This window comes from Streptococcus suis (assembly GCF_046032115.1).
Lineage (GTDB): Bacteria > Bacillota > Bacilli > Lactobacillales > Streptococcaceae > Streptococcus > Streptococcus suis_AJ.
In genome coordinates, this window is sequence record NZ_JARQOZ010000006.1 from 41,152 (window position 1) to 60,692 (window position 19,541).

General features: G+C 40.6%; 15 protein-coding genes and 1 pseudogene. 13 read left to right on the plus strand and 3 right to left on the minus strand.

Annotated elements, in window-relative coordinates; translation table 11 throughout:
* Window positions 1-106: 106 nt before the first annotated feature.
* The 4 genes and pseudogenes from P7J36_RS03405 to glgP all read left to right on the plus strand — a co-directional run.
* Window positions 107-649: pseudogene (locus tag P7J36_RS03405) on the plus strand (transposase); the annotation flags it as partial.
* An 808-nt stretch (window positions 650-1,457) separates the two neighbouring features.
* Window positions 1,458-3,557 (plus strand): ATP-dependent Clp protease ATP-binding subunit, encoded by a 2,100-nt coding sequence (locus P7J36_RS03410; protein WP_408551139.1) that lies wholly within the window; start codon window positions 1,458-1,460, stop codon window positions 3,555-3,557.
* Between the two features lie 209 nt (window positions 3,558-3,766).
* Window positions 3,767-5,275: a 4-alpha-glucanotransferase gene (malQ, locus tag P7J36_RS03415; RefSeq protein ID WP_408551138.1), complete on the plus strand. Its 1,509-nt coding sequence runs from the start codon at window positions 3,767-3,769 to the stop codon at window positions 5,273-5,275.
* Window positions 5,268-7,532, plus strand: coding sequence for a glycogen/starch/alpha-glucan family phosphorylase (gene glgP, locus P7J36_RS03420; protein WP_408551137.1), 2,265 nt, complete (start codon window positions 5,268-5,270; stop codon window positions 7,530-7,532). The genes malQ and glgP overlap by 8 nt, the downstream gene beginning before the upstream one ends.
* 229 nt (window positions 7,533-7,761) lie before the next feature.
* Here the strand turns inward: glgP and P7J36_RS03425 are convergent, their stop codons facing one another.
* A complete protein-coding gene (locus P7J36_RS03425; RefSeq protein WP_029186820.1) occupies window positions 7,762-8,469 on the minus strand; it encodes a UTRA domain-containing protein in 708 nt (235 codons plus the stop codon).
* Between the two features lie 199 nt (window positions 8,470-8,668).
* Here P7J36_RS03425 and P7J36_RS03430 point away from each other — a divergent pair, with 199 nt between their 5' ends.
* Both P7J36_RS03430 and P7J36_RS03435 read left to right on the plus strand, forming a co-directional pair.
* Complete coding sequence (locus P7J36_RS03430; RefSeq protein ID WP_024417969.1) at window positions 8,669-9,460, plus strand: endonuclease/exonuclease/phosphatase family protein; 792 nt, start codon at window positions 8,669-8,671, stop codon at window positions 9,458-9,460.
* Window positions 9,461-9,493: 33 nt separating this feature from the next.
* On the plus strand, window positions 9,494-11,662 hold the full coding sequence (locus P7J36_RS03435) for a PTS transporter subunit IIBC (protein ID WP_408551136.1): 2,169 nt from the start codon (window positions 9,494-9,496) through the stop codon (window positions 11,660-11,662).
* A 71-nt stretch (window positions 11,663-11,733) separates the two neighbouring features.
* Here P7J36_RS03435 and P7J36_RS03440 read toward each other — a convergent pair whose 3' ends face one another.
* Window positions 11,734-12,360, minus strand: coding sequence for a DUF2812 domain-containing protein (locus P7J36_RS03440; RefSeq protein WP_408551135.1), 627 nt, complete (start codon window positions 12,358-12,360; stop codon window positions 11,734-11,736).
* A 15-nt stretch (window positions 12,361-12,375) separates the two neighbouring features.
* Entirely contained in the window at window positions 12,376-12,687 is a 312-nt protein-coding gene (locus P7J36_RS03445; RefSeq protein WP_004194196.1) for a PadR family transcriptional regulator, read from the minus strand.
* A 255-nt stretch (window positions 12,688-12,942) separates the two neighbouring features.
* Between P7J36_RS03445 and P7J36_RS03450 the strand changes: the two genes are divergently transcribed.
* The 7 genes from P7J36_RS03450 to P7J36_RS03480 all read left to right on the plus strand — a co-directional run bounded on the left by P7J36_RS03450 (window position 12,943) and on the right by P7J36_RS03480 (window position 19,462).
* Window positions 12,943-14,202: a transposase gene (locus P7J36_RS03450; RefSeq protein ID WP_408551134.1), complete on the plus strand. Its 1,260-nt coding sequence runs from the start codon at window positions 12,943-12,945 to the stop codon at window positions 14,200-14,202.
* A gap of 249 nt (window positions 14,203-14,451) precedes the next feature.
* The gene (locus P7J36_RS03455) at window positions 14,452-15,168 is read left to right on the plus strand and encodes a YebC/PmpR family DNA-binding transcriptional regulator (protein WP_004194195.1); all 717 of its coding nucleotides are present in this window, start codon (window positions 14,452-14,454) and stop codon (window positions 15,166-15,168) included.
* Between the two features lie 370 nt (window positions 15,169-15,538).
* Window positions 15,539-16,387: an SAM hydrolase/SAM-dependent halogenase family protein gene (locus P7J36_RS03460; protein WP_004194192.1), complete on the plus strand. Its 849-nt coding sequence runs from the start codon at window positions 15,539-15,541 to the stop codon at window positions 16,385-16,387.
* 20 nt (window positions 16,388-16,407) lie between these two features.
* Window positions 16,408-16,956 (plus strand): ECF-type riboflavin transporter substrate-binding protein, encoded by a 549-nt coding sequence (locus P7J36_RS03465; RefSeq protein ID WP_105249336.1) that lies wholly within the window; start codon window positions 16,408-16,410, stop codon window positions 16,954-16,956.
* A 107-nt stretch (window positions 16,957-17,063) separates the two neighbouring features.
* On the plus strand, window positions 17,064-17,984 hold the full coding sequence (locus P7J36_RS03470) for a hypothetical protein (RefSeq protein ID WP_408551133.1): 921 nt from the start codon (window positions 17,064-17,066) through the stop codon (window positions 17,982-17,984).
* Between the two features lie 210 nt (window positions 17,985-18,194).
* A complete protein-coding gene (trhO, locus tag P7J36_RS03475; RefSeq protein WP_408551132.1) occupies window positions 18,195-19,178 on the plus strand; it encodes an oxygen-dependent tRNA uridine(34) hydroxylase TrhO in 984 nt (327 codons plus the stop codon).
* 119 nt (window positions 19,179-19,297) lie between these two features.
* A complete protein-coding gene (locus tag P7J36_RS03480; protein ID WP_408551131.1) occupies window positions 19,298-19,462 on the plus strand; it encodes a VOC family protein in 165 nt (54 codons plus the stop codon).
* The last annotated feature ends 79 nt before the right edge of the window (window positions 19,463-19,541 follow it).

A 19,541-nucleotide genomic window follows, 5' to 3' on the forward strand; every position in this document is an offset into this window, starting at 1 on the left:
GATTGAAGACAAAGTCCTTGGAACACAAGTTCCCAAGGGCTTTTCTTTGTATAACGTCGTATAATAGAGGCAGGAAGACTAGCTAATATGTAGAGGGAGAATCGCTATGTTACACAAAGAAAATACAGACTATAATCGCGGTCAATTTGGTTTCTACAGTTTAGAAGACCTTGTTCATCAAGATCATCTCCTTCGTCAAATAGAGGAAGCTATTGACTTCTCCTTTATCTATGACTTAGTCGCAGATAGCTATAGCGATGATACAGGGCGTCCTAGTCTTGACCCTATTCTGCTCATTAAAATTCCAATTCTTCAGTGTCTCTTCGGCATTCGTTCCATGCGTCAAACCATTAAGGAAATCGAAGTCAACACTGCCTACCGTTGGTTTCTTGGTCTTCGACTGGATGATAAGGTGCCTCATTTCACTACCTACGGAAAGAATTATGTCCGTCGTTTCCAAGATAAACAGGTCATTGAAGGTATTTTCTCCCATATCTTAGGGCTCTGTGTCAATGCGGGCTTCATAGACCCTACAGAAATTTTCATTGACGGTACCCATATCAAGGCTGCGGCGAATAACCGTAAATTCATCAATCGTGAAGTTGAAAAGCAAGCCAAGTTTATGAGTGACCAGCTAGAGATTGAAATCAATGTTTGTCTTCATTCTGAATCTACCGTCAGGTAGATTTTTTTATCAAAAAGTCAAAAAAGGTCAAACAAAACTATTGACTTTTACTGACCAATGATGTAAAATAAGACTCGTAAGATAAAGGTCCTTACAAATTCTTTGGACAAAAGGTCAGTTTAGGTCAAACGAGAAGGGTTTGACTTACTCTTGAACCTATTGATCAGTAAAAGACAAACTTCTAAGGAGGTTAATATGAAAGACAGGATTATACCCTACTAGCGTCATTTAGTTTATCTTTTATTACTGCAGCGAATAAGGAAACTTCGTTTCCTTATCTCCAACTCCAAATAATTTCATGATTATTTGAACTCGCTTGCCGTACCTTACGAATTTTACTTACTATCGTAAGTGCGATTTCCAAGCTTTAATAGTCCGCTGGACTATTGAAGCTATCTGCAGCTTTTGATGCGAACTTTGTTCGCTCTATTTCCCACCTCCAAAGGTTCCCCAAACCTTTAGAGCTAGTACTAAAAGTAAACTAAAAGACTATATCAAAAAGTCAAAAAAAGTCAAACAAAACCATTGACTTTTACTGATCAATGGTGTAAAATAAGATTCGTAAGGTAAAGGACCTTACGAATTCTTTGAACAAAAGGTCAGTTTAGGTCAAACGAGAAGGGTTTGACTTACTCTTGGACCTATTGGTCAGTAAAAGACAAACTTCTAAGGAGGTTAATATGAAAAACAGGATTATATCCTACTAGCTATTTATTCAAAACAAAGGTCAGAAAAAGTCAAAAATAAATAAAACTTAAACGAGGTAAAAACTATGAACAACAATTTCAATAACTTTAACAATATGGACGATATTTTCAATCAACTCATGGGCAACATGGGAGGTTACAGCACAGAGCGTCGCCGTTATTCTATCAATGGGCGAGAAGTAACACCGGAGGAATTTGCCATTTACCGTCAGACTGGTCGCCTGCCACAGACAGAAGAAGCGGCTCAAATCCAGGCTAAAGGTCAGATAAAGTCAGACGGAATTCTGGCAAAACTTGGTCGCAATTTGACACAAGATGCACGTGAAGGTAAGTTGGATCCAGTCATTGGACGAAATAAGGAAATTCAAGAAACATCTGAAATTCTGGCTCGCCGTACCAAGAACAATCCTGTTCTGGTCGGTGATGCGGGTGTTGGTAAAACTGCGGTAGTAGAAGGCTTGGCTCAAGCCATTGTCAACGGCGATGTGCCCGCTGCCATTAAGAACAAGGAAATCATCTCCATCGACATTTCAGGCTTGGAAGCTGGGACTCAGTATCGTGGAGCTTTTGAGGAAAATGTGCAAAATCTTGTGGATGAAGTCAAAAAAGCTGGTAATATCATTCTCTTCTTTGATGAGATTCATCAGATTTTGGGAGCTGGTAGCACTGGTGGAGACTCAGGTTCCAAGGGCTTAGCAGATATTCTCAAACCAGCCCTGTCACGTGGAGAGTTGACCGTCATTGGTGCGACCACGCAAGACGAGTACCGCAATACCATTCACAAAAATGCTGCTCTGGCTCGTCGTTTCAATGAAGTCAAGGTTAATGCTCCGTCCGCAGAAGATACCTACCAGATTTTGAAAGGGATTAAGCCGCTCTACGAAGCTCATCACAATATTGAATTGCCAGATGAGGTTTTGAGAGCTGCGGTTGATTATTCCGTCCAATATATTCCACAACGTAGCTTGCCAGACAAGGCCATTGACTTGATTGATGTGACCGCTGCTCACTTAGCTGCACAACATCCTGTGACAGATATTCAGGCTTTGGAGGCAGAGATTGAACAGGCTAAAGCTTTGCAAAGTCAAGCAGCTGAAAAAGAAGATTACGAAACAGCACTCAATGAAAAAGTCCGCATCGACAAGCTCCAAGAAAAAATTGACAACCACACGGAGCAACAGAAAGTGGTAGCGACTGTTAATGATGTGGCTCAGGCGGTTGAGCGAATGACAGGAATTCCAGTTTCACAAATGGGAGCTTCTGACATTGAACGACTCAAGGAATTGAAACATCGCCTGGAGACAAATGTAATTGGTCAAGACGATGCGGTGGAAGCAGTATCTCGTGCTATTCGTCGGAATCGTGCAGGTTTTGATGACGGCAACCGTCCAATTGGTTCCTTCCTCTTTGTCGGTCCGACAGGTGTGGGTAAGACAGAGTTGGCAAAACAGTTAGCGCTAGACTTGTTTGGTAACAAAGATGCCATTATTCGTTTGGATATGTCTGAATACAGTGATCGGACAGCTGTTTCCAAGCTGATTGGTACCACAGCGGGTTATGTTGGTTATGATGACAATTCCAATACTCTTACCGAGCGTGTCCGCCGCAATCCTTACTCCATTGTCCTCTTGGATGAGATTGAAAAGGCAGACCCACAAGTGATTACCCTCCTTCTGCAAGTGCTAGATGATGGTCATTTGACAGACGGACAGGGCAACCAAGTCAATTTCAAAAATACCCTTGTCATTGCGACTTCAAATGCAGGTTTTGGTTATGGAATGCCAGAAGTTGAAGAAAATCAAGACATCATGGACCGCATCGCACCATTCTTCCGTCCGGAGTTCCTTAACCGTTTCAACGCTGTTATCGAATTCAAACACTTGAGCAAAGAAGACCTCAAGGCAATCGTGGATTTGATGTTAGCCCAGGTCAATAAGACCCTAGCTAAAAAAGGTATTCACTTAGAAGTGACTGAGGCAGCCAAAGAGTTCTTGATGGAAGAAGGCTATGATCAGGCTATGGGAGCTCGTCCATTGCGCCGTGTGATTGAAAATCAGATTCGAGACAAGGTTACGGATTACTATCTAGATCACCTAGATGTGACAAACTTGTTGGCTGATGTAGTGGAAAATGAGATTCAAATCAGCGAGCAAACCTTTTCATAAAATAATCGAATAATATTGAAATTCTGGGTTAAAATGCTCAGAATTTCTTCTTTTGTTTAATGGTAACAAGAGCAGTAGAACGCGCATTTATAGGAAGGAGATTTTGAGCAGTTTTACGTAAAAGTTTTAAAAAAATTGTATAAATCCTTGACAAATGCAAACGTTTGCGTTAAACTATCATTGTAATCGAAAGAAAGGAAAACGTTTTTATGGCGAATCGTACCAGTGGAATTTTAATGCATATTACCTCACTTCCAGGTAAGTTTGGTATCGGTACTTTTGGAAAGCCTGCCTATGACTTTGTAGATTTCTTGGTCGAAACCAAGCAGACCTACTGGCAGCTCCTTCCTCTCACAACGACAAGTTACGGAGATTCACCTTATCAATCATTTTCTGCCATTGCAGGAAATACCCATTTAATTGATTTTGATTTGTTGGCAGAAGAAGATTTATTGGCCAACTTTGACTACCAAGATGTGAATTTTGGGGACAATCCAGAAAAAGTAGACTACGCCTTGATCTATGAGGCTCGCCGTCCGATTTTGGAAAGAGCCGTTAAAAACTTCTTGAGTGATGACAAGCGTAAAGCAGCCTTTCAAGAGTTTGAAAAAGCCAATTCGTCATGGTTAAATGACTATGCGGAATTCATGGCTATTAAAGAACACTTTGGAAACAAGGCCCTACAAGAGTGGGATGACAAGAAAGTTGTTGCTCGAAATGAAGAAGCTCTTGAAAAATACCGCTTGGAATTGGCAGACCAAATTGATTACTTTAAAGTCACTCAATATTTCTTCTTTAGCCAGTGGAAACAGCTAAAAGAATATGCCAATCAAAACCACATTAAGATTATCGGAGACATGCCAATTTATGTTTCTGCTGATAGTGTGGAAGTTTGGACCAAGCCACAGCTCTTCAAATTAGATAGCGAGCGCAAGCCGCTTTATGTGGCAGGTGTGCCAGCAGATAATTTCTCTGCAGATGGCCAGCTTTGGGGCAACCCACTCTACGATTGGGAGCAACATGAAAAAACTGGCTACAACTGGTGGATCTACCGCATTCACGAGAGTTTCAAACTTTACGATGTCTTGAGAATTGACCACTTCAAAGGCTTCTCAGATTACTGGCAGGTAGCAGGAGATGCTAAAGTTGCCAAGGTTGGTACTTGGGAGCCAGGTCCAGGCTACAATCTCTTCAAGGCGGTCAAGGAAACCCTCGGCGACTTGCCAATTATTGCAGAGGATCTAGGAAATATTGATGCCAAGGCTCGTAAGTTGCTTGCAGATTGCGGCTATCCAGGAATGAAGATTCTAGAATTTGGCTTCTTCGATGTGACAGGGAGAAGCATTGACATCCCACACCGTTGCGTACCAAACTCAGTCGCCTACACAGGCACACACGATAACGAGGTGGTCAATGGTTGGTATAACAATCTAGAGCCTGAACAACAGGAGTTTGTAGATGCCTATACCAACAGAAAGCCGATTGAACCAGTGACCCAAGCCATGCTTCGAACACTCTTTGCCACTGTCAGCGACACAGCTATTGCGACCATGCAAGATGTTCTTGACTTGGGCGAAGAAAGCCGCATGAACATGCCTTCAACTGTCGGAGGCAACTGGGAATGGCGAATGAAAGCTGAAGATTTAACCCAGGAACGCAAAGACTTCTTAGTCAAAATGACAACACTATATCAACGAGGAAATGAAAATCATGATTAACTTTACAACATTTGCAGAAACAAATACTTCGAAAAAATTAGCTGATTTAACAAACGAAGAAATCTATCTTCAATTGTTAAACTACGTAAAAGAAGCTGCAGCGACAAAACCAAAAAACACTGGTAAACGCAAGGTTTACTACATCTCAGCAGAGTTCCTTATCGGTAAACTCTTGTCAAACAACTTGATCAACTTGGGTGTTTACAAGGACATTCAGGCAGAATTGGCAGCAGCTGGCAAGTCTTTGGCACAGGTTGAAGACGTGGAACCAGAACCTTCACTTGGTAATGGTGGTCTTGGCCGTTTGGCATCATGTTTTGTGGACTCTATGTCAACACTTGGTATCAACGGTGAGGGTGTTGGTCTCAACTACCACTGTGGTCTCTTCAAGCAAGTCTTCAAGGATAACCAACAAGTTGCAGAGCCAAACTTCTGGATTGAAAATGATTCTTGGTTGATTCCAACAGATATCAGTTATGACGTGCCATTTAAAAACTTCACGTTGAAATCTAAGTTAGATCGTCTTGATATTCTTGGCTATAAAAAAGAAACCAAGAACTACCTTAACTTGTTTGACATCGAGTCTGTCAACTATGACTTGATTACAGATGGTATCTCATTTGACAAGACAGACATCAAAGAAAACTTGACCCTCTTCTTGTACCCAGATGATTCAGACAAGAATGGTGAATTGCTCCGCATTTACCAACAATACTTCATGGTATCAAACGCTGCTCAGCTTTTGATTGACGAAGCGATCGAGCGTGGGTCAAACTTACATGACTTGGCAGACTACGCCTATGTGCAAATCAACGATACTCACCCATCAATGGTGATTCCTGAGTTGATTCGTCTTTTGACTGAAAAACATGGTATTGAATTTGCGGAAGCTGTTGCGATTGTTAAGAATATGACTGGTTACACAAACCATACAATCTTGGCAGAAGCGCTTGAAAAATGGCCACTTGAGTTCCTTGAAGAAGTAGTCCCACACCTAGTTGGTATTATTAAAGAGTTGGATGCCCTTATTCGTGCAGAAATCAAAGACCCAGCAGTCCAAATCATTGATGAATCAGGTCGTGTACACATGGCTCACATGGATATCCACTTCTCTAACTCAGTGAACGGTGTAGCTGCGCTCCATACAGAAATTCTTAAAAACTCTGAATTGAAAGCTTTCTACGAGCTTTACCCAGAAAAATTCAACAACAAAACAAATGGTATCACCTTCCGTCGTTGGTTGGAATTTGCTAACCCAGACCTTGCTGATTACATCAAAGAATTGATTGGTGATGAGTATTTGACAGATGCGACGAAACTTGAGAAACTGCTTGCCTTTGCAGATGACAAGGAAGTTCATGCTAAGTTGGCGGAAATCAAACACAAGAACAAGTTGGCTCTTAAACGTTACCTCAAAGATAACAAGGGTATCGAATTGGACGAAAACTCTATCATTGATACACAAATCAAACGTTTCCACGAGTACAAACGCCAACAAATGAATGCCTTGTATGTTATCCATAAATACCTTGAAATCAAGAATGGTAACCTTCCAAAACGTAAAATCACTGTTATCTTCGGTGGTAAAGCAGCCCCAGCTTATATTATCGCTCAAGACATCATTCATTTGATTCTTTGCTTGTCAGAGTTGATCAATAATGATCCAGAAGTAAATAAATACCTCAATGTTCATTTGGTTGAAAACTACAATGTAACTGTTGCTGAAAAACTCATCCCTGCGACAGATATTTCTGAGCAAATCTCATTGGCTTCTAAAGAAGCATCAGGTACTGGTAACATGAAATTCATGCTCAACGGTGCTTTGACACTTGGTACTATGGACGGTGCCAACGTTGAGATTGCGGAGTTGGTTGGCATGGACAATATTTACATATTTGGTAAGGACTCAGATACTATTATCGACTTGTACGACAAGGCTGGTTACGTATCTGCAGACTACTACAATGGTGATGCCAACATCAAACGTGCGGTAGACTTTATCGTCAGCGATGAAGTGCTTGCCCTCGGTAATGAAGAGCGTCTAGGTCGCTTGCACCATGAATTGATTTCTAAAGACTGGTTCATGACCTTGATTGACTTGGCTGAATACATCGAAGTAAAAGAGCAAGTCTTTGCAGACTACGAAGATCAAGATTCATGGAACAAGAAAGTTGTTCACAACATCGCCAAAGCAGGATTCTTCTCATCTGACCGTACTATTGAACAGTACAACCAAGATATCTGGCACAGTAACTAATTGAATTCCAACAATTAGTAGGAAAGTTGATTGAACCACTCCAAAACTTATCAGATCAATTCTTCCTATGTGTTGAAGAATAAAAAACTATCAGTTTTTACCATTATTGGTGCTCTCCTTAGTATATAAATGCAAAGAATGTCTCTGCAAAAAAGCGGAGACATTCTTTTTATAACTATAAAATTCTAGAAGTTTTGTACACTTGGTCGAAAAAATCGAAAGTTTCCTTTTACCGTTTCGCCATAGAAACAAAGCTAACTTTGTCTGGACGGTAACTAATTGTTCCATACTGGAAAGCTTGACCATTTGAAAGATAGGTGATACTAGTGACCACGACGACCATGTCATAGTCTCCTAAGTCCATCAATTGTTTTTCTTCTTCGTTTGCAAAACGGAAGGAGATTTCACGTCTGGAATGAGAAATTGTTAAATGGAGTTCTTCTTCTAAGTAGCGGTAAATAGAGCTTTCGGCAATTTCTTTGCTGAGATAAGGGACGACCCTACGGTCGAAATAGGAAATGTCATATTCCAACCGCTCACCATCAATTGTCCGTACCCGACTCACTCGATAGAAATCTACCTTATCATCAACTTCGAAAGTTGACATTAAATCTTCTTGACCTTGAATAATATAAAGCGAAGTAAGCTGGGTCTGAATTTGGTGCTGTGATTTTTTGTTCAATTCGCCCGCTGTTTTAATTTCAGAAAGATACTGGTCCTTCATTAGACCATGTTCGATAACAATAGAAGATTTCCCCTGTTTCTTTTGAATATAACCATCCATTTCAAGAAGAGATAGTGCTTTGCGAATGGTGTCCTTGGAGTAAGAATACACTTCCATTAATTCATTTTCTGTCGGTAGGGCCTGTCCAGTTGACCAAACCTGCTCTTCGATTTTTTTCTTAATATCTTGATAAACTTTTTTATACTTACTCATAGTTTCCTGTCTTTCTACCCATTAGTGTATCATAAAAGAGCCAGAAAGGGGCAATACATCTATTTTATTTAGTAGAACACACGACTTTTACGTAAAAGTTTAAAATATTACGGAAAAGTTATTGACTAATGCAAACGTTTACGTTATACTATTTCTATAAAAAGAAAACGGTTACGCATTTTCAGAGAGAGGGGGAGCAATGAAATTACTAACAATTAATGTCCATGCCTGGTTAGAAGAAAGGCAGGATGAAAAACTAGATATTTTAGCCCAAACAATAGCCGAAAAGGCTTATGATGTCATCGCTCTTCAAGAAGTCAATCAGCTCATAACTGCTGATTTGGTAACGAAAGACTTGAAGGCGGATAATTATGGCTTGATTTTATTAGAAAAATTAAGAGCCTTGGGACAATTTGACTATTCATATTATTGGAGTAACTCACATATCGGCTACGATAAGTACGAAGAAGGGATTGCCTTTCTTACCAAGTTGCCAGTTTATGAAGTGGATCCATTTTATTGTAGTCAGAATAAATCTGTTGATTCCATCCTATCACGAAAAATTATGGGCTTGACGGTCTTCTATCAAGACCAGTTGATTGACCTGTATTCTTGTCACATCAATCTTCCGGGGAGTGAAGAGGAAGACCAGCTTGATAACATTCGTACGATTGTGGAACGGACTGGCAATAGACGTTTTAAGATTCTCATGGGAGATTTTAATACCGATGCCTTCTCAGATCGAGAGGCCTACGAAGCGATTACAGAGCTTGGACTTTATGATTCATACAATCTAGCGATGGAAAAAGACCAGGGGATTACGGTTGAAAAGGCTATTGATGGCTGGGCTGGTCACAGTCAGGAAAAACGATTGGATTACATTTTCTTAAATCAGAAAAAGGAAGTTTTATCCAGCTTAGTGATTTTCAATGGAGAGAATCGTCCGATTATTTCAGACCATTTTGGTGTGGAAGTTGAAATTAATGTATAAAATGGCACAGAGCCAAAAAATAAAGGAGAAAAAATGAAAAAATTTCTTAGTTTCGAATTTTGGCAAAAATTCGGTAAGTGTTTAATGGTCGTGATTGCAGTTATGCCTGCAGCAGGTCTTATGGTTTCTATCGGAAACTCTATTCCGTTAATCAGCCCAGAATCAGAACTCTTGATTCGTATTGGGAATATTATCGCCCAAATCGGTTGGGGAATTATCGGAAACCTTCACTTGCTCTTTGCCTTGGCTATCGGTGGTAGCTGGGCTAAGGAAAAGGCTGGTGGTGCCTTCTCAGCAGGTCTTGCCTTTATCCTTATTAACTTGATTACAGGTCACTTCTTTGGTGTGACGACTGACATGCTTGCAGATGCAGCGGCAACCGTAACCACTGTTTTTGGAACAGAGATTCCAGTTTCAGGCTACTTCGTCAATATCTTGGGTCAACCTGCTCTGAACATGGGTGTCTTCGTTGGTATCATCGCTGGTTTTGTAGGGGCAACAACCTATAACAAATACTACAATTACCGCAAATTACCTGATGTTTTGACCTTCTTTAACGGTAAACGCTTTGTACCATTTGTGGTTATCTATCGCTCAGTTCTTGTAGCGCTAGGATTAGCTATCTTTTGGCCGGTTGTTCAAACAGGAATCAACAGCTTTGGTAAATGGATTGCAAGCTCACAGGATACAGCACCAATTCTTGCGCCTTTTGTTTATGGTACCTTGGAACGTTTGCTTCTTCCATTTGGTTTGCACCACATGTTGACCATTCCAATGAACTATACGTCACTTGGTGGTACCTATGACATCTTGACAGGTGCACAAGCAGGTACACAAGTATTTGGACAAGATCCACTCTGGTTGGCTTGGATCACAGACTTGATTAACCTGAAAGATACAGGTGACATGGCTCAGTACAATGATCTCCTTGCTAATGTAACACCAGCTCGTTTCAAAGTTGGTCAAATGATTGGTTCATCTGGTATCCTTATGGGATTGACGTTGGCTATGTATCGCAATGTTGACCCAGATAAAAAGAAAAAATACAAAGGTATGTTCTTATCTTCTGCACTTGCTGTCTTCTTGACAGGTGTAACAGAACCAATCGAGTTCATGTTCATGTTTGCAGCAATGCCACTTTATGTCGTTTATGCTTTTGTGCAAGGTGCGGCCTTTGCCATGGCTGACGTTGTTAACTTGCGTATGCACTCATTTGGTAATATCGAATTCCTTACACGTACACCGATGGCGATTAAAGCCGGTATCGGTATGGATGTAGTTAACTTCATTTGGGTAACAGCCCTCTTTGCAGTTGGTATGTACTTCATTGCCGACTTTATGATTAAAAAATTCAATCTAGCAACAGCTGGACGCAATGGTAACTATGATACAGAAACAACAGATGTAGTTTCTAACTCAAACGTAGATACTGCTGATGCCAATTCACAAGTGGTTCAAATCATCAACTTGCTTGGTGGTCGTGATAATATCGCTGATGTGGATGCTTGTATGACTCGTCTTCGTGTTAGTGTTAAAGATGTGGCACAGGTTGGAGATGAAAATGCTTGGAAACAGGCTGGTGCTATGGGCTTGATTATCAAAGACTCAGGTGTTCAAGCAGTCTATGGACCAAAAGCAGATGTTCTCAAATCAGACATTCAAGACTTGCTAGAATCAGGCGTTGCCATTCCTCGTACGGAAATTGTTGCGACAGAAGAAGTTGCTCCTGAGACTCAGTTCAAAGGTGTGACGGAGACAGTTTACTCTGTTGCTGAAGGTCAAGCCATTGCTATCACAGAAGTAAAAGACCCAGTCTTCTCACAAAAAATGATGGGAGATGGTTATGCAGTTGAGCCTAGCTCCGGTAATGTCTACGCACCAGTTTCAGGTATTGTAACCAGTGTCTTCCCAACCAAACACGCTGTCGGTATTTTGTCTGACAAGGGTGTAGAAGTCTTGGTGCACGTCGGCCTAGATACAGTTGCGCTAAACGGTGCTCCATTCTCAGCTAAGGTAACAGATGGCCAACGTGTTGAAGCAGGGGATTTGCTCCTTGTCGCAGACCTTGAAGCCATTCGCTCAGCAGGACGTGAAACAACTATCGTCGTTGCCTTCACAAACACAGCTGAAATCAAATCTGTCAGCCTTGAAAATCTTGGACAAGTAAGTAAAGATAGCCAAGTTGCGACAGTTGAGTTGTAAAAAGTAAAAAAAGATTGAAAAGACGATTGCAGTCAATTCTTTTCAATCTTTTTCTTTTGGATAGTATGCCGTCAGTATTTTTCTAATTTCTTCGCTTCTTTTTTACCTTTTTCAGCGATATGGAGGAAATAAATAGACCAAGCAAGGAAAAATAAGGGAATAATGCCACTTCTAAACAATGCGAATGGGGTTTCAAAGAGAAAACCAAACCAAAAACTGGTACCAGTTCGTTCCCATAGTCCTGGAGTTAGGTACCAGGATTTAGGATTCCAAAGTGTGTATCCATTTTGGAGTCCAACTTGGTAATGGATAAAAAATAAAGTCAGAAATAATCCGAAATAGGAGTAGGCATAATTTTGGTAGCGTGAATAGAATGCTTTTTTCGATTCGGTATCAGAAAAAATTTCTGTGCTTGAAGCTTCGATTGTTTGTTGAAAATAATGGATGCCACATCTACGACTACCTTGTATAGGTTGCCAACCACAGTCTTCAAATAGAGAGAGGTAATTTGAATATTCTCCTTTTGCAATATGTTCATGAAAATCAAGGCGTATGGGACGAGGGATGACACTACATTTTTCAAAATGATAGGCTGCTGTCCACGGTGTTACTTTGACAAGCTGGTAGCCTTCAGATTGAATCGAATTAATCCAATGTTCTTCCTCTTGTAAACTGGTGAATAATTTGTGTTTTATCATGGCTTCCTCCTAGACTTAAAAACCTAATTCTTTTGCAATATGATGTAGTTTTTGAATACGCTGTGTTTCCAGTTTAATAATCTCTTGTCCCGTTGCTGTTACTTGATAGACTTTTCTTCTTTTATCGGAACTTGGAACGGAACAAATCCATTTTAGTTTCAAAAGATTCTCAATCGCTCCATACATGGTTCCTGCAGCAATTTTCACATCACCATCACTCATATCCTCTACTTTTTGCATGATATGGTAGCCATGGGCAGGTTCCAAGAGGGCTAATAGAATATAGTAGGTTGTCTCCGTTAAGGGGAGGTGCTTGTTCCTTTTCATTTGGCTTCTCCTCTGTAGTTCAAATGTACAGTTGTACTATATATTATATATCGGAAAACTATACATGTCAACTGTATAGTGAAGAAGATTGAATCATTCCCGTAGTTGGTTATCCCCTCCCCATCATAGCTTTTCCCTCCCTCAAAAAGAAAAATCGCCACGGTAAGTAGCGATTTTTCCCTTTTGTGAGCCCCAATGAAACGTCAAAGCGTTATAATAGTTTTAAAGCAAAATCTCTATTAGCGAGGTCTCACTATGAAAATTATAACACAGCTTAACCTTTTTGAGGATCAGGAACTGGGTGATTTGGAAAAAATTTTGATGGTACTAGATGGTCTTCCGGAAACGGATCTCTTTGACAAGTTAGAATCCAAACGAAAACATGGTCGTAAAGATTACAGCATCCAGTCCTACTTCATTGCCTATATTGCTAAAATAGTTCTTCAACTGGAAACGGATCAACAGTTGCTTCGTCAGTTAAACATGAACAGTCAACTACGTCAAATCTGTGGTTTTGAAACCCACGGGGTTAACTTAAAAAACGGGACGATAAAACTGGTCCATGCCCCCTCAAAATCTGCTTACTCCCGTTTCATCCAAGACTTGGAAGAGGTTTGTCCTGATATTGAAGAATGGGTTTCATCTGGTATATCTGAACTATATGACCTTCTTCCAAATTTCGGTGTTGACTTGGCCTTAGATGGTAAGTTCATTGATAGTTATGCAACACCATATGGTAAGAAACAAAGAAAGGATAGACGCTCTGACTGTGATGCCGATATTGGAATCAAACAACGTCCTCTTAAAAACGGGACAGTGACTAAAGAAAAACATTACGGCTATCGTTGTCATCTCATGGTTGATACGACCTATGAATTACCTGTGGCTTGGAGTGTGACACCAGCCTCAAAAGGGGAGCCGAGGGTTGCGAAAGAGCTCATCAGGAACCTAAGCCAAACGACGCTTGAAACAGGGAAGTACCTAATGGCAGACAAAGGCTATAGTGGCAGGCCTCTTCAAGCTCTTTTAGAGGAAGCTCAGATCATCACCATCATTGATAACCCACATAAGTGGAAAGAGGATAGCCCAAGGCAATATTTGGATACCGATTCGATTTATAACCAATCAGGCCAAGTATTTTGGGTAGATGATAGAGGCCAAGCCATTCAGCTCGTGTACAAGGGCTATGATTCTTCTAGTGATAGTTTACGCTATGGTTTTCACCCAAAGTATCAAGATAAGCGTATCTTCCGTTTAAAACGGTCGGTAGAACCCATCATCTTTAACCAAGTAGCCAGAGATAGTAAGAAATTCAAGAGACTATACAAGAAGCGAACCGCTGTGGAGCGAGTGAATGGACGCTTAGACAGAGACTTTAGGTTTGAGACCCATACTATTCGAGGGTTAAAGAAGATGAGTTTGGCTGTTGCCATGAGCTTTTTAGTCATGATTGGCTTTGCTTTAAGGAAAGCTAAGTCTGGGACAAGGACTCACCTTGCGAGCTGGGTAGTTTAATTGGTTCAAAAAAATCACCACACAAACAAGGGGTTATTGCGCCCTTTTTTTGCATTTTATTGGAAAAAAGGGCACCAGCGAATAGTGTAGACCAATTGTGAGATAAGGAAAGTCGTCACTATCCTCTTTTGGATGATAACAAATTGGATAAAATACGAACTACGGGAATGATTCAGATTTTAAAAATCTTCTCAATCCTTGCCATTTATGGTATAATAAAGCGATTTTATAAAATGTAGGAGGTTCCCCATGGGACGTAAATGGGCCAATATTGTAGCCAAGAAAACCGCAAAAGACGGTGCTAACTCAAAAGTTTACGCCAAATTTGGTGTTGAAATCTATGTAGCAGCGAAAAAGGGTGACCCAGATCCAGAAACAAACTCAGCGCTGAAATTTGTTATCGACCGTGCTAAGCAAGCGCAGGTTCCAAAACACATCATTGACAAGGCCATTGACAAGGCAAAAGGAAACACAGATGAAACCTTCGTGGAAGGTCGTTACGAAGGTTTTGGACCAAATGGTTCTATGATTATCGTTGATACCTTGACATCAAACGTAAACCGTACCGCAGCCAATGTTCGCTCTGCCTTTGGTAAAAACGGTGGAAACATGGGTGCATCTGGTTCCGTATCATTCATGTTTGATAAAAAAGGTGTGGTTGTATTTGCTGGTGATGATGCAGATGCCATCTTCGAATTACTCTTAGAAGCAGATGTTGAAGTCGATGATGTAGAAGCAGAAGACGGCACAATCACTGTCTATACAGCCCCAACTGATTTGCACAAGGCAATCGTGGCACTTAAAGAATCAGGAATCCAAGAGTTCAACGTCACTGAACTTGAAATGATCCCGCAATCAGAAGTATCACTTGAAGGCGATGACCTCGCAACATTTGAAAAACTCTACGACGCCCTCGAAGACGACGAAGACGTCCAAAAAATCTACACGAATGTAGATGGCTTTTAAGCAACAAAAATTGTCCATGAGGACAATTTTTGGCTTAAAAGGTTGGAGATTGAAACTGCCGCTAGGCAGTTTTCTTTGTATCTAAATGTCCGGGGGACAGTCATTTTTATTAGAAGGTTGGAAATTAGAGCTGCGCTAGGCAGTTTTCTTTGTATCCAATTGCTCAAAGACGATAGTTGGTTGGAACTAGAGAGTGGGGGATTTTATCTTAAGTTCGAAGAAGGTACGATGGAAAAATTTTCGGTGGCTGATAGTAGAGTGTTTGACAGATGAGGTATAAGGAAAAACTATAGCCAGGCTTTGGAAATATCTATTTGAATGGTCACGGGTTTTCTGTTATCATAGAACGGTAATAAGATTAGGAGAATATATGTCAAATAATTTACTTGTTTTACAATCAGATTTTGGTTTAGTTGATGGTGCAGTTTCAGCGATGATTGGTGTTGCTCTCCAAGAATCGAGAGATTTAGTTGTTCACCATCTAACTCATGATATTACTCCGTACAATATCTTTGAGGGTTCATATCGCCTCTTTCAAACGGTCGAATACTGGCCGGAGGGAACAACATTTGTTTCGGTTGTTGACCCAGGAGTTGGTTCAAAACGTAAGAGTGTAGTGGCTTTGACCGAACAAAATCACTATATTGTAACGCCAGATAATGGGACGCTATCCTTCATCAAAAAATATGTGGGGATAAAGGCGGTTCGAGAAATTTCAGAGGTGGCCAATCGCCGTGCCAATACAGAACATTCGTACACCTTCCATGGTCGAGATGTTTATGCCTATACGGGAGCTAAATTGGCTTCTGGACACATTAGCTTTGAAGAAGTTGGTCCAGAATTAAGCGTGGATAAGATTGTGGAAATTCCAACAGTCCCAACGGAAGTTGGTTCAGATTATGTAAAAGGTGCAATTGATATTCTAGATGTTCGATTCGGCTCACTTTGGACCTCCATCACGCGTGAGGAATTTTACACCTTGCAACCGCAGTTTGAAGATCGCTTTGAAGTGACCATATACAATAACGACATGCTTGTGTATCAAAACCAAGTAACCTATGGCAAGTCCTTTGCGGATGTACGTATCGGACAGCCATTGATTTATATCAATTCCCTCTATCGTGTAGGTGTTGCGATTAATCAGGGCTCATTTGCCAAGGCTTATAATGTCGGTGTAGGTCAAAACTGGCATATTGAAATCAAACGTATTAGTAATTAAAGAAATTTTAGGAGATAGTTATGAAAAATAATTCAATCAAAACAGTCGTTGCTACTGGTATCGGCGCAGCCCTCTTTGTGGTTATTGGTTTGCTGATTAGTATTCCAACCTTTGTACCAAATACCTACATTCAATTGCAGTATGCAGTTCAGTCGCTCTTGTCAATTGTTTTTGGACCAATTGTTGGTTTCTTTGTAGGGCTTATTGGTCATGCCTTTATAGACGCACTGCGAGGTGGTTCGCCTTGGTGGTCATGGGTTCTAGCCTCAGCAGTTTTTGGCTTGGTGTTAGGTTTTGCTAGAAATCGTCTGCGTATTCAAGAAGGAATTTTTGACGGAAAAGATATTTTTGCTTTCAATATTTTTCAAGTAGTAGCTAACCTCATTGCTTGGGGAGTCATTGCCCCAGTTTTAGATATTCTTATCTACAGTGAGGCGGCGAATAAGGTCTTTGCACAGGGACTTGTAGCAGGTATTACAAACAGTATTACAGTTGCTATTGCAGGGACACTCCTTTTGGCTGTTTATGCAAAATCTCAAACGAAGACAGGTAGTTTGTCTAAAGATTAAGTTTTTATTTTCCCTAGAAAAAATTCTAGGGTTTTTTCAATACCAAATAACACAAATATGATATAATAATATATAATAAATAAATACATGTGTTCAAGGGGAGAAGTATGGTCTGGACAGAAGAAAAGTTGGGACCGATTATTCATTCTATACTCAATCCTGACGAGGAAGTTTTAAGTCTTTATCAATCGAAAACGACGAAATCAATTTATGGCTGCATTCTTTGGAATAGTTATTATTATAAGGTTTTCCGAGTTAGTAACCACCCATCACAATCTACATATAAACAGCCAACTTTTTATGATTTCCATGGCGAATTTTATATGAAAGGAGCGATTCGGACCTACCTTTACCACACGAACAGTTGGTATGAACTTAGTAAGCAAAGCTACTACCTTCTTCTCTTTTTTCAAAAGTTATGGGATGAAAAGCAAGAGGTGGAGGCGAGTTGGCAAAATGGCAGGATACAGATTCGCTTAGTGGTTGAAGAAGAGGGGTGGCAAGTCCATTACCGTTTTCCAGATAATCAGGCAAGGGAGGTTGAACGCTTATTGGCCTCAGGCATGCTGGTGGCCATTCGCTCCTCCAGAAATTTTATCAAGATACGGACGAGTCGTTTTGTTGCACCGTATATAGCTCTAATCAAACAGCGTCAACTTTATCGAAAAAAGCCGAGTAAAGCTATGCTCCAGTGGGAAAAATACCAAAGTCAACTTATTGAAATCAAAAGGACCTATCGGCTAGTGGAGGAAAGTGCTCCGCAAACTTTTTTTGGACACTGGTTGAATAAGGTCCAACTCTATCTCTGCTCTGCTATTGCCAGCTATTGGGAAGAAGTTATTAAAGGAGTGGAGTGGCAGGAGGCAAGAGAAATCAAAGAGCAAAGGAAAATCGAGAAGCCACATAATCCTATTGAAGATAAATGGAAGGAAAATATTGCTAGACGCCATAAGCGAAAAGTGGACCAACTTATCGGACATGATACCTTGGAAAAACTCCGACAGCTGAAAACAGAATTAGACGACTAAGAAGTTATAGCGAACCTTCAATAAATGCGGTAGCATGTCATCCATGTTACTGTATTTTTTACATATAAGCACTGAATCTGCGAATAGAGGTTCTAAATTTTCAGTTCAGATTTTTGTCTTTTGAGGGGCTAAACGATATAATCGTAAGGTATCATTTATTAGAAATGACAGAGTTTTATCATCTATTGCAAAGATTGAGAAGGAGAAATCATGTCAAAAGACATTCGTGTATTACTTTATTATAAATATGTCCCAATTGAAAATGCTGAAGCTTATGCTGCTGAGCATCTAGCTTTCTGTAAGTCTATCGGACTCAAAGGACGTATTTTGATTGCTGATGAGGGAATCAACGGTACTGTTTCTGGTGACTACGAAACAACTCAAAAATACATGGACTATGTTCATGCAAACCCATTGTTCAGCGATTTATGGTTTAAGATTGATGAAGAAAATGAGCAAGCTTTCAAGAAGATGTTTGTTCGTTATAAAAAAGAAATTGTTCACCTTGGTTTGGAAGACAACGACTTCGACAGCGACATTGACCCACTTGTAACAACAGGTGCCTACCTGTCACCAAAAGAGTTCAAAGAAGCTCTCTTGGACGAAGATACAGTTGTTTTGGATACCCGTAATGACTACGAGTACGACCTTGGTCACTTCCGCGGTGCCATCCGCCCAGACATCCGCAACTTCCGTGAGTTGCCACAATGGGTTCGTGACAACAAAGAAAAATTCATGGACAAGCGCGTGGTTGTTTACTGTACTGGTGGTGTTCGCTGTGAGAAATTCTCAGGCTGGATGGTTCGTGAAGGCTACAAGGATGTCGGTCAGCTCCATGGTGGTATCGCAACTTATGGTAAAGACCCAGAAGTTCGTGGTGAACTATGGGATGGTAAGATGTATGTCTTTGATGAGCGTATCGCGGTTGATGTCAACCATGTAGACCCAGTTGTTGTTGGTAAGGACTGGTTCGATGGTACACCATGTGAACGCTATGTCAACTGTGGCAACCCATTCTGTAACCGCCGCACCCTTATGTCAGAAGAAAACGAGCACAAGTATGTTCGTGGTTGCTCAGCAGAATGTCGTGCCCACGAGCGCAACCGTTACATCTCTGAAAACGGCTTGACCCGTCAAGAATGGGCAGAACGTTTGGAAGCGATTGGGGAAACTTTGGCTCCAGCAAATGCCTAATAATATCAACATTGCATTGAGAAATCAGTGCAATGTTTTTGTGTAAACAGAATTCTTTATATTTTTTCAGTCCATTCTATACGAAGCCTATCAATTAGAAAAGAGAAGGAGATGAAGTCTTGATTTCGCTTAATGTGGCGAGTAGGGAAGAAGTGGATAGCCTTATTGAACGTGTTGAATCCAATGGTGGGCAAATTACAGGTCGTCCAACGGATACTTATGGCTTTTATGGTGTCAGCTTTACCGATTTGGATGGGCATCATTTTAATGTGATTGTGATGTAAGAAGTTAGAATCCATCTGCTCTAGAATCATGGATGAAGGTATTTGAAAAGGGAGAAACTGATGATTCTTCCTTTTTTTC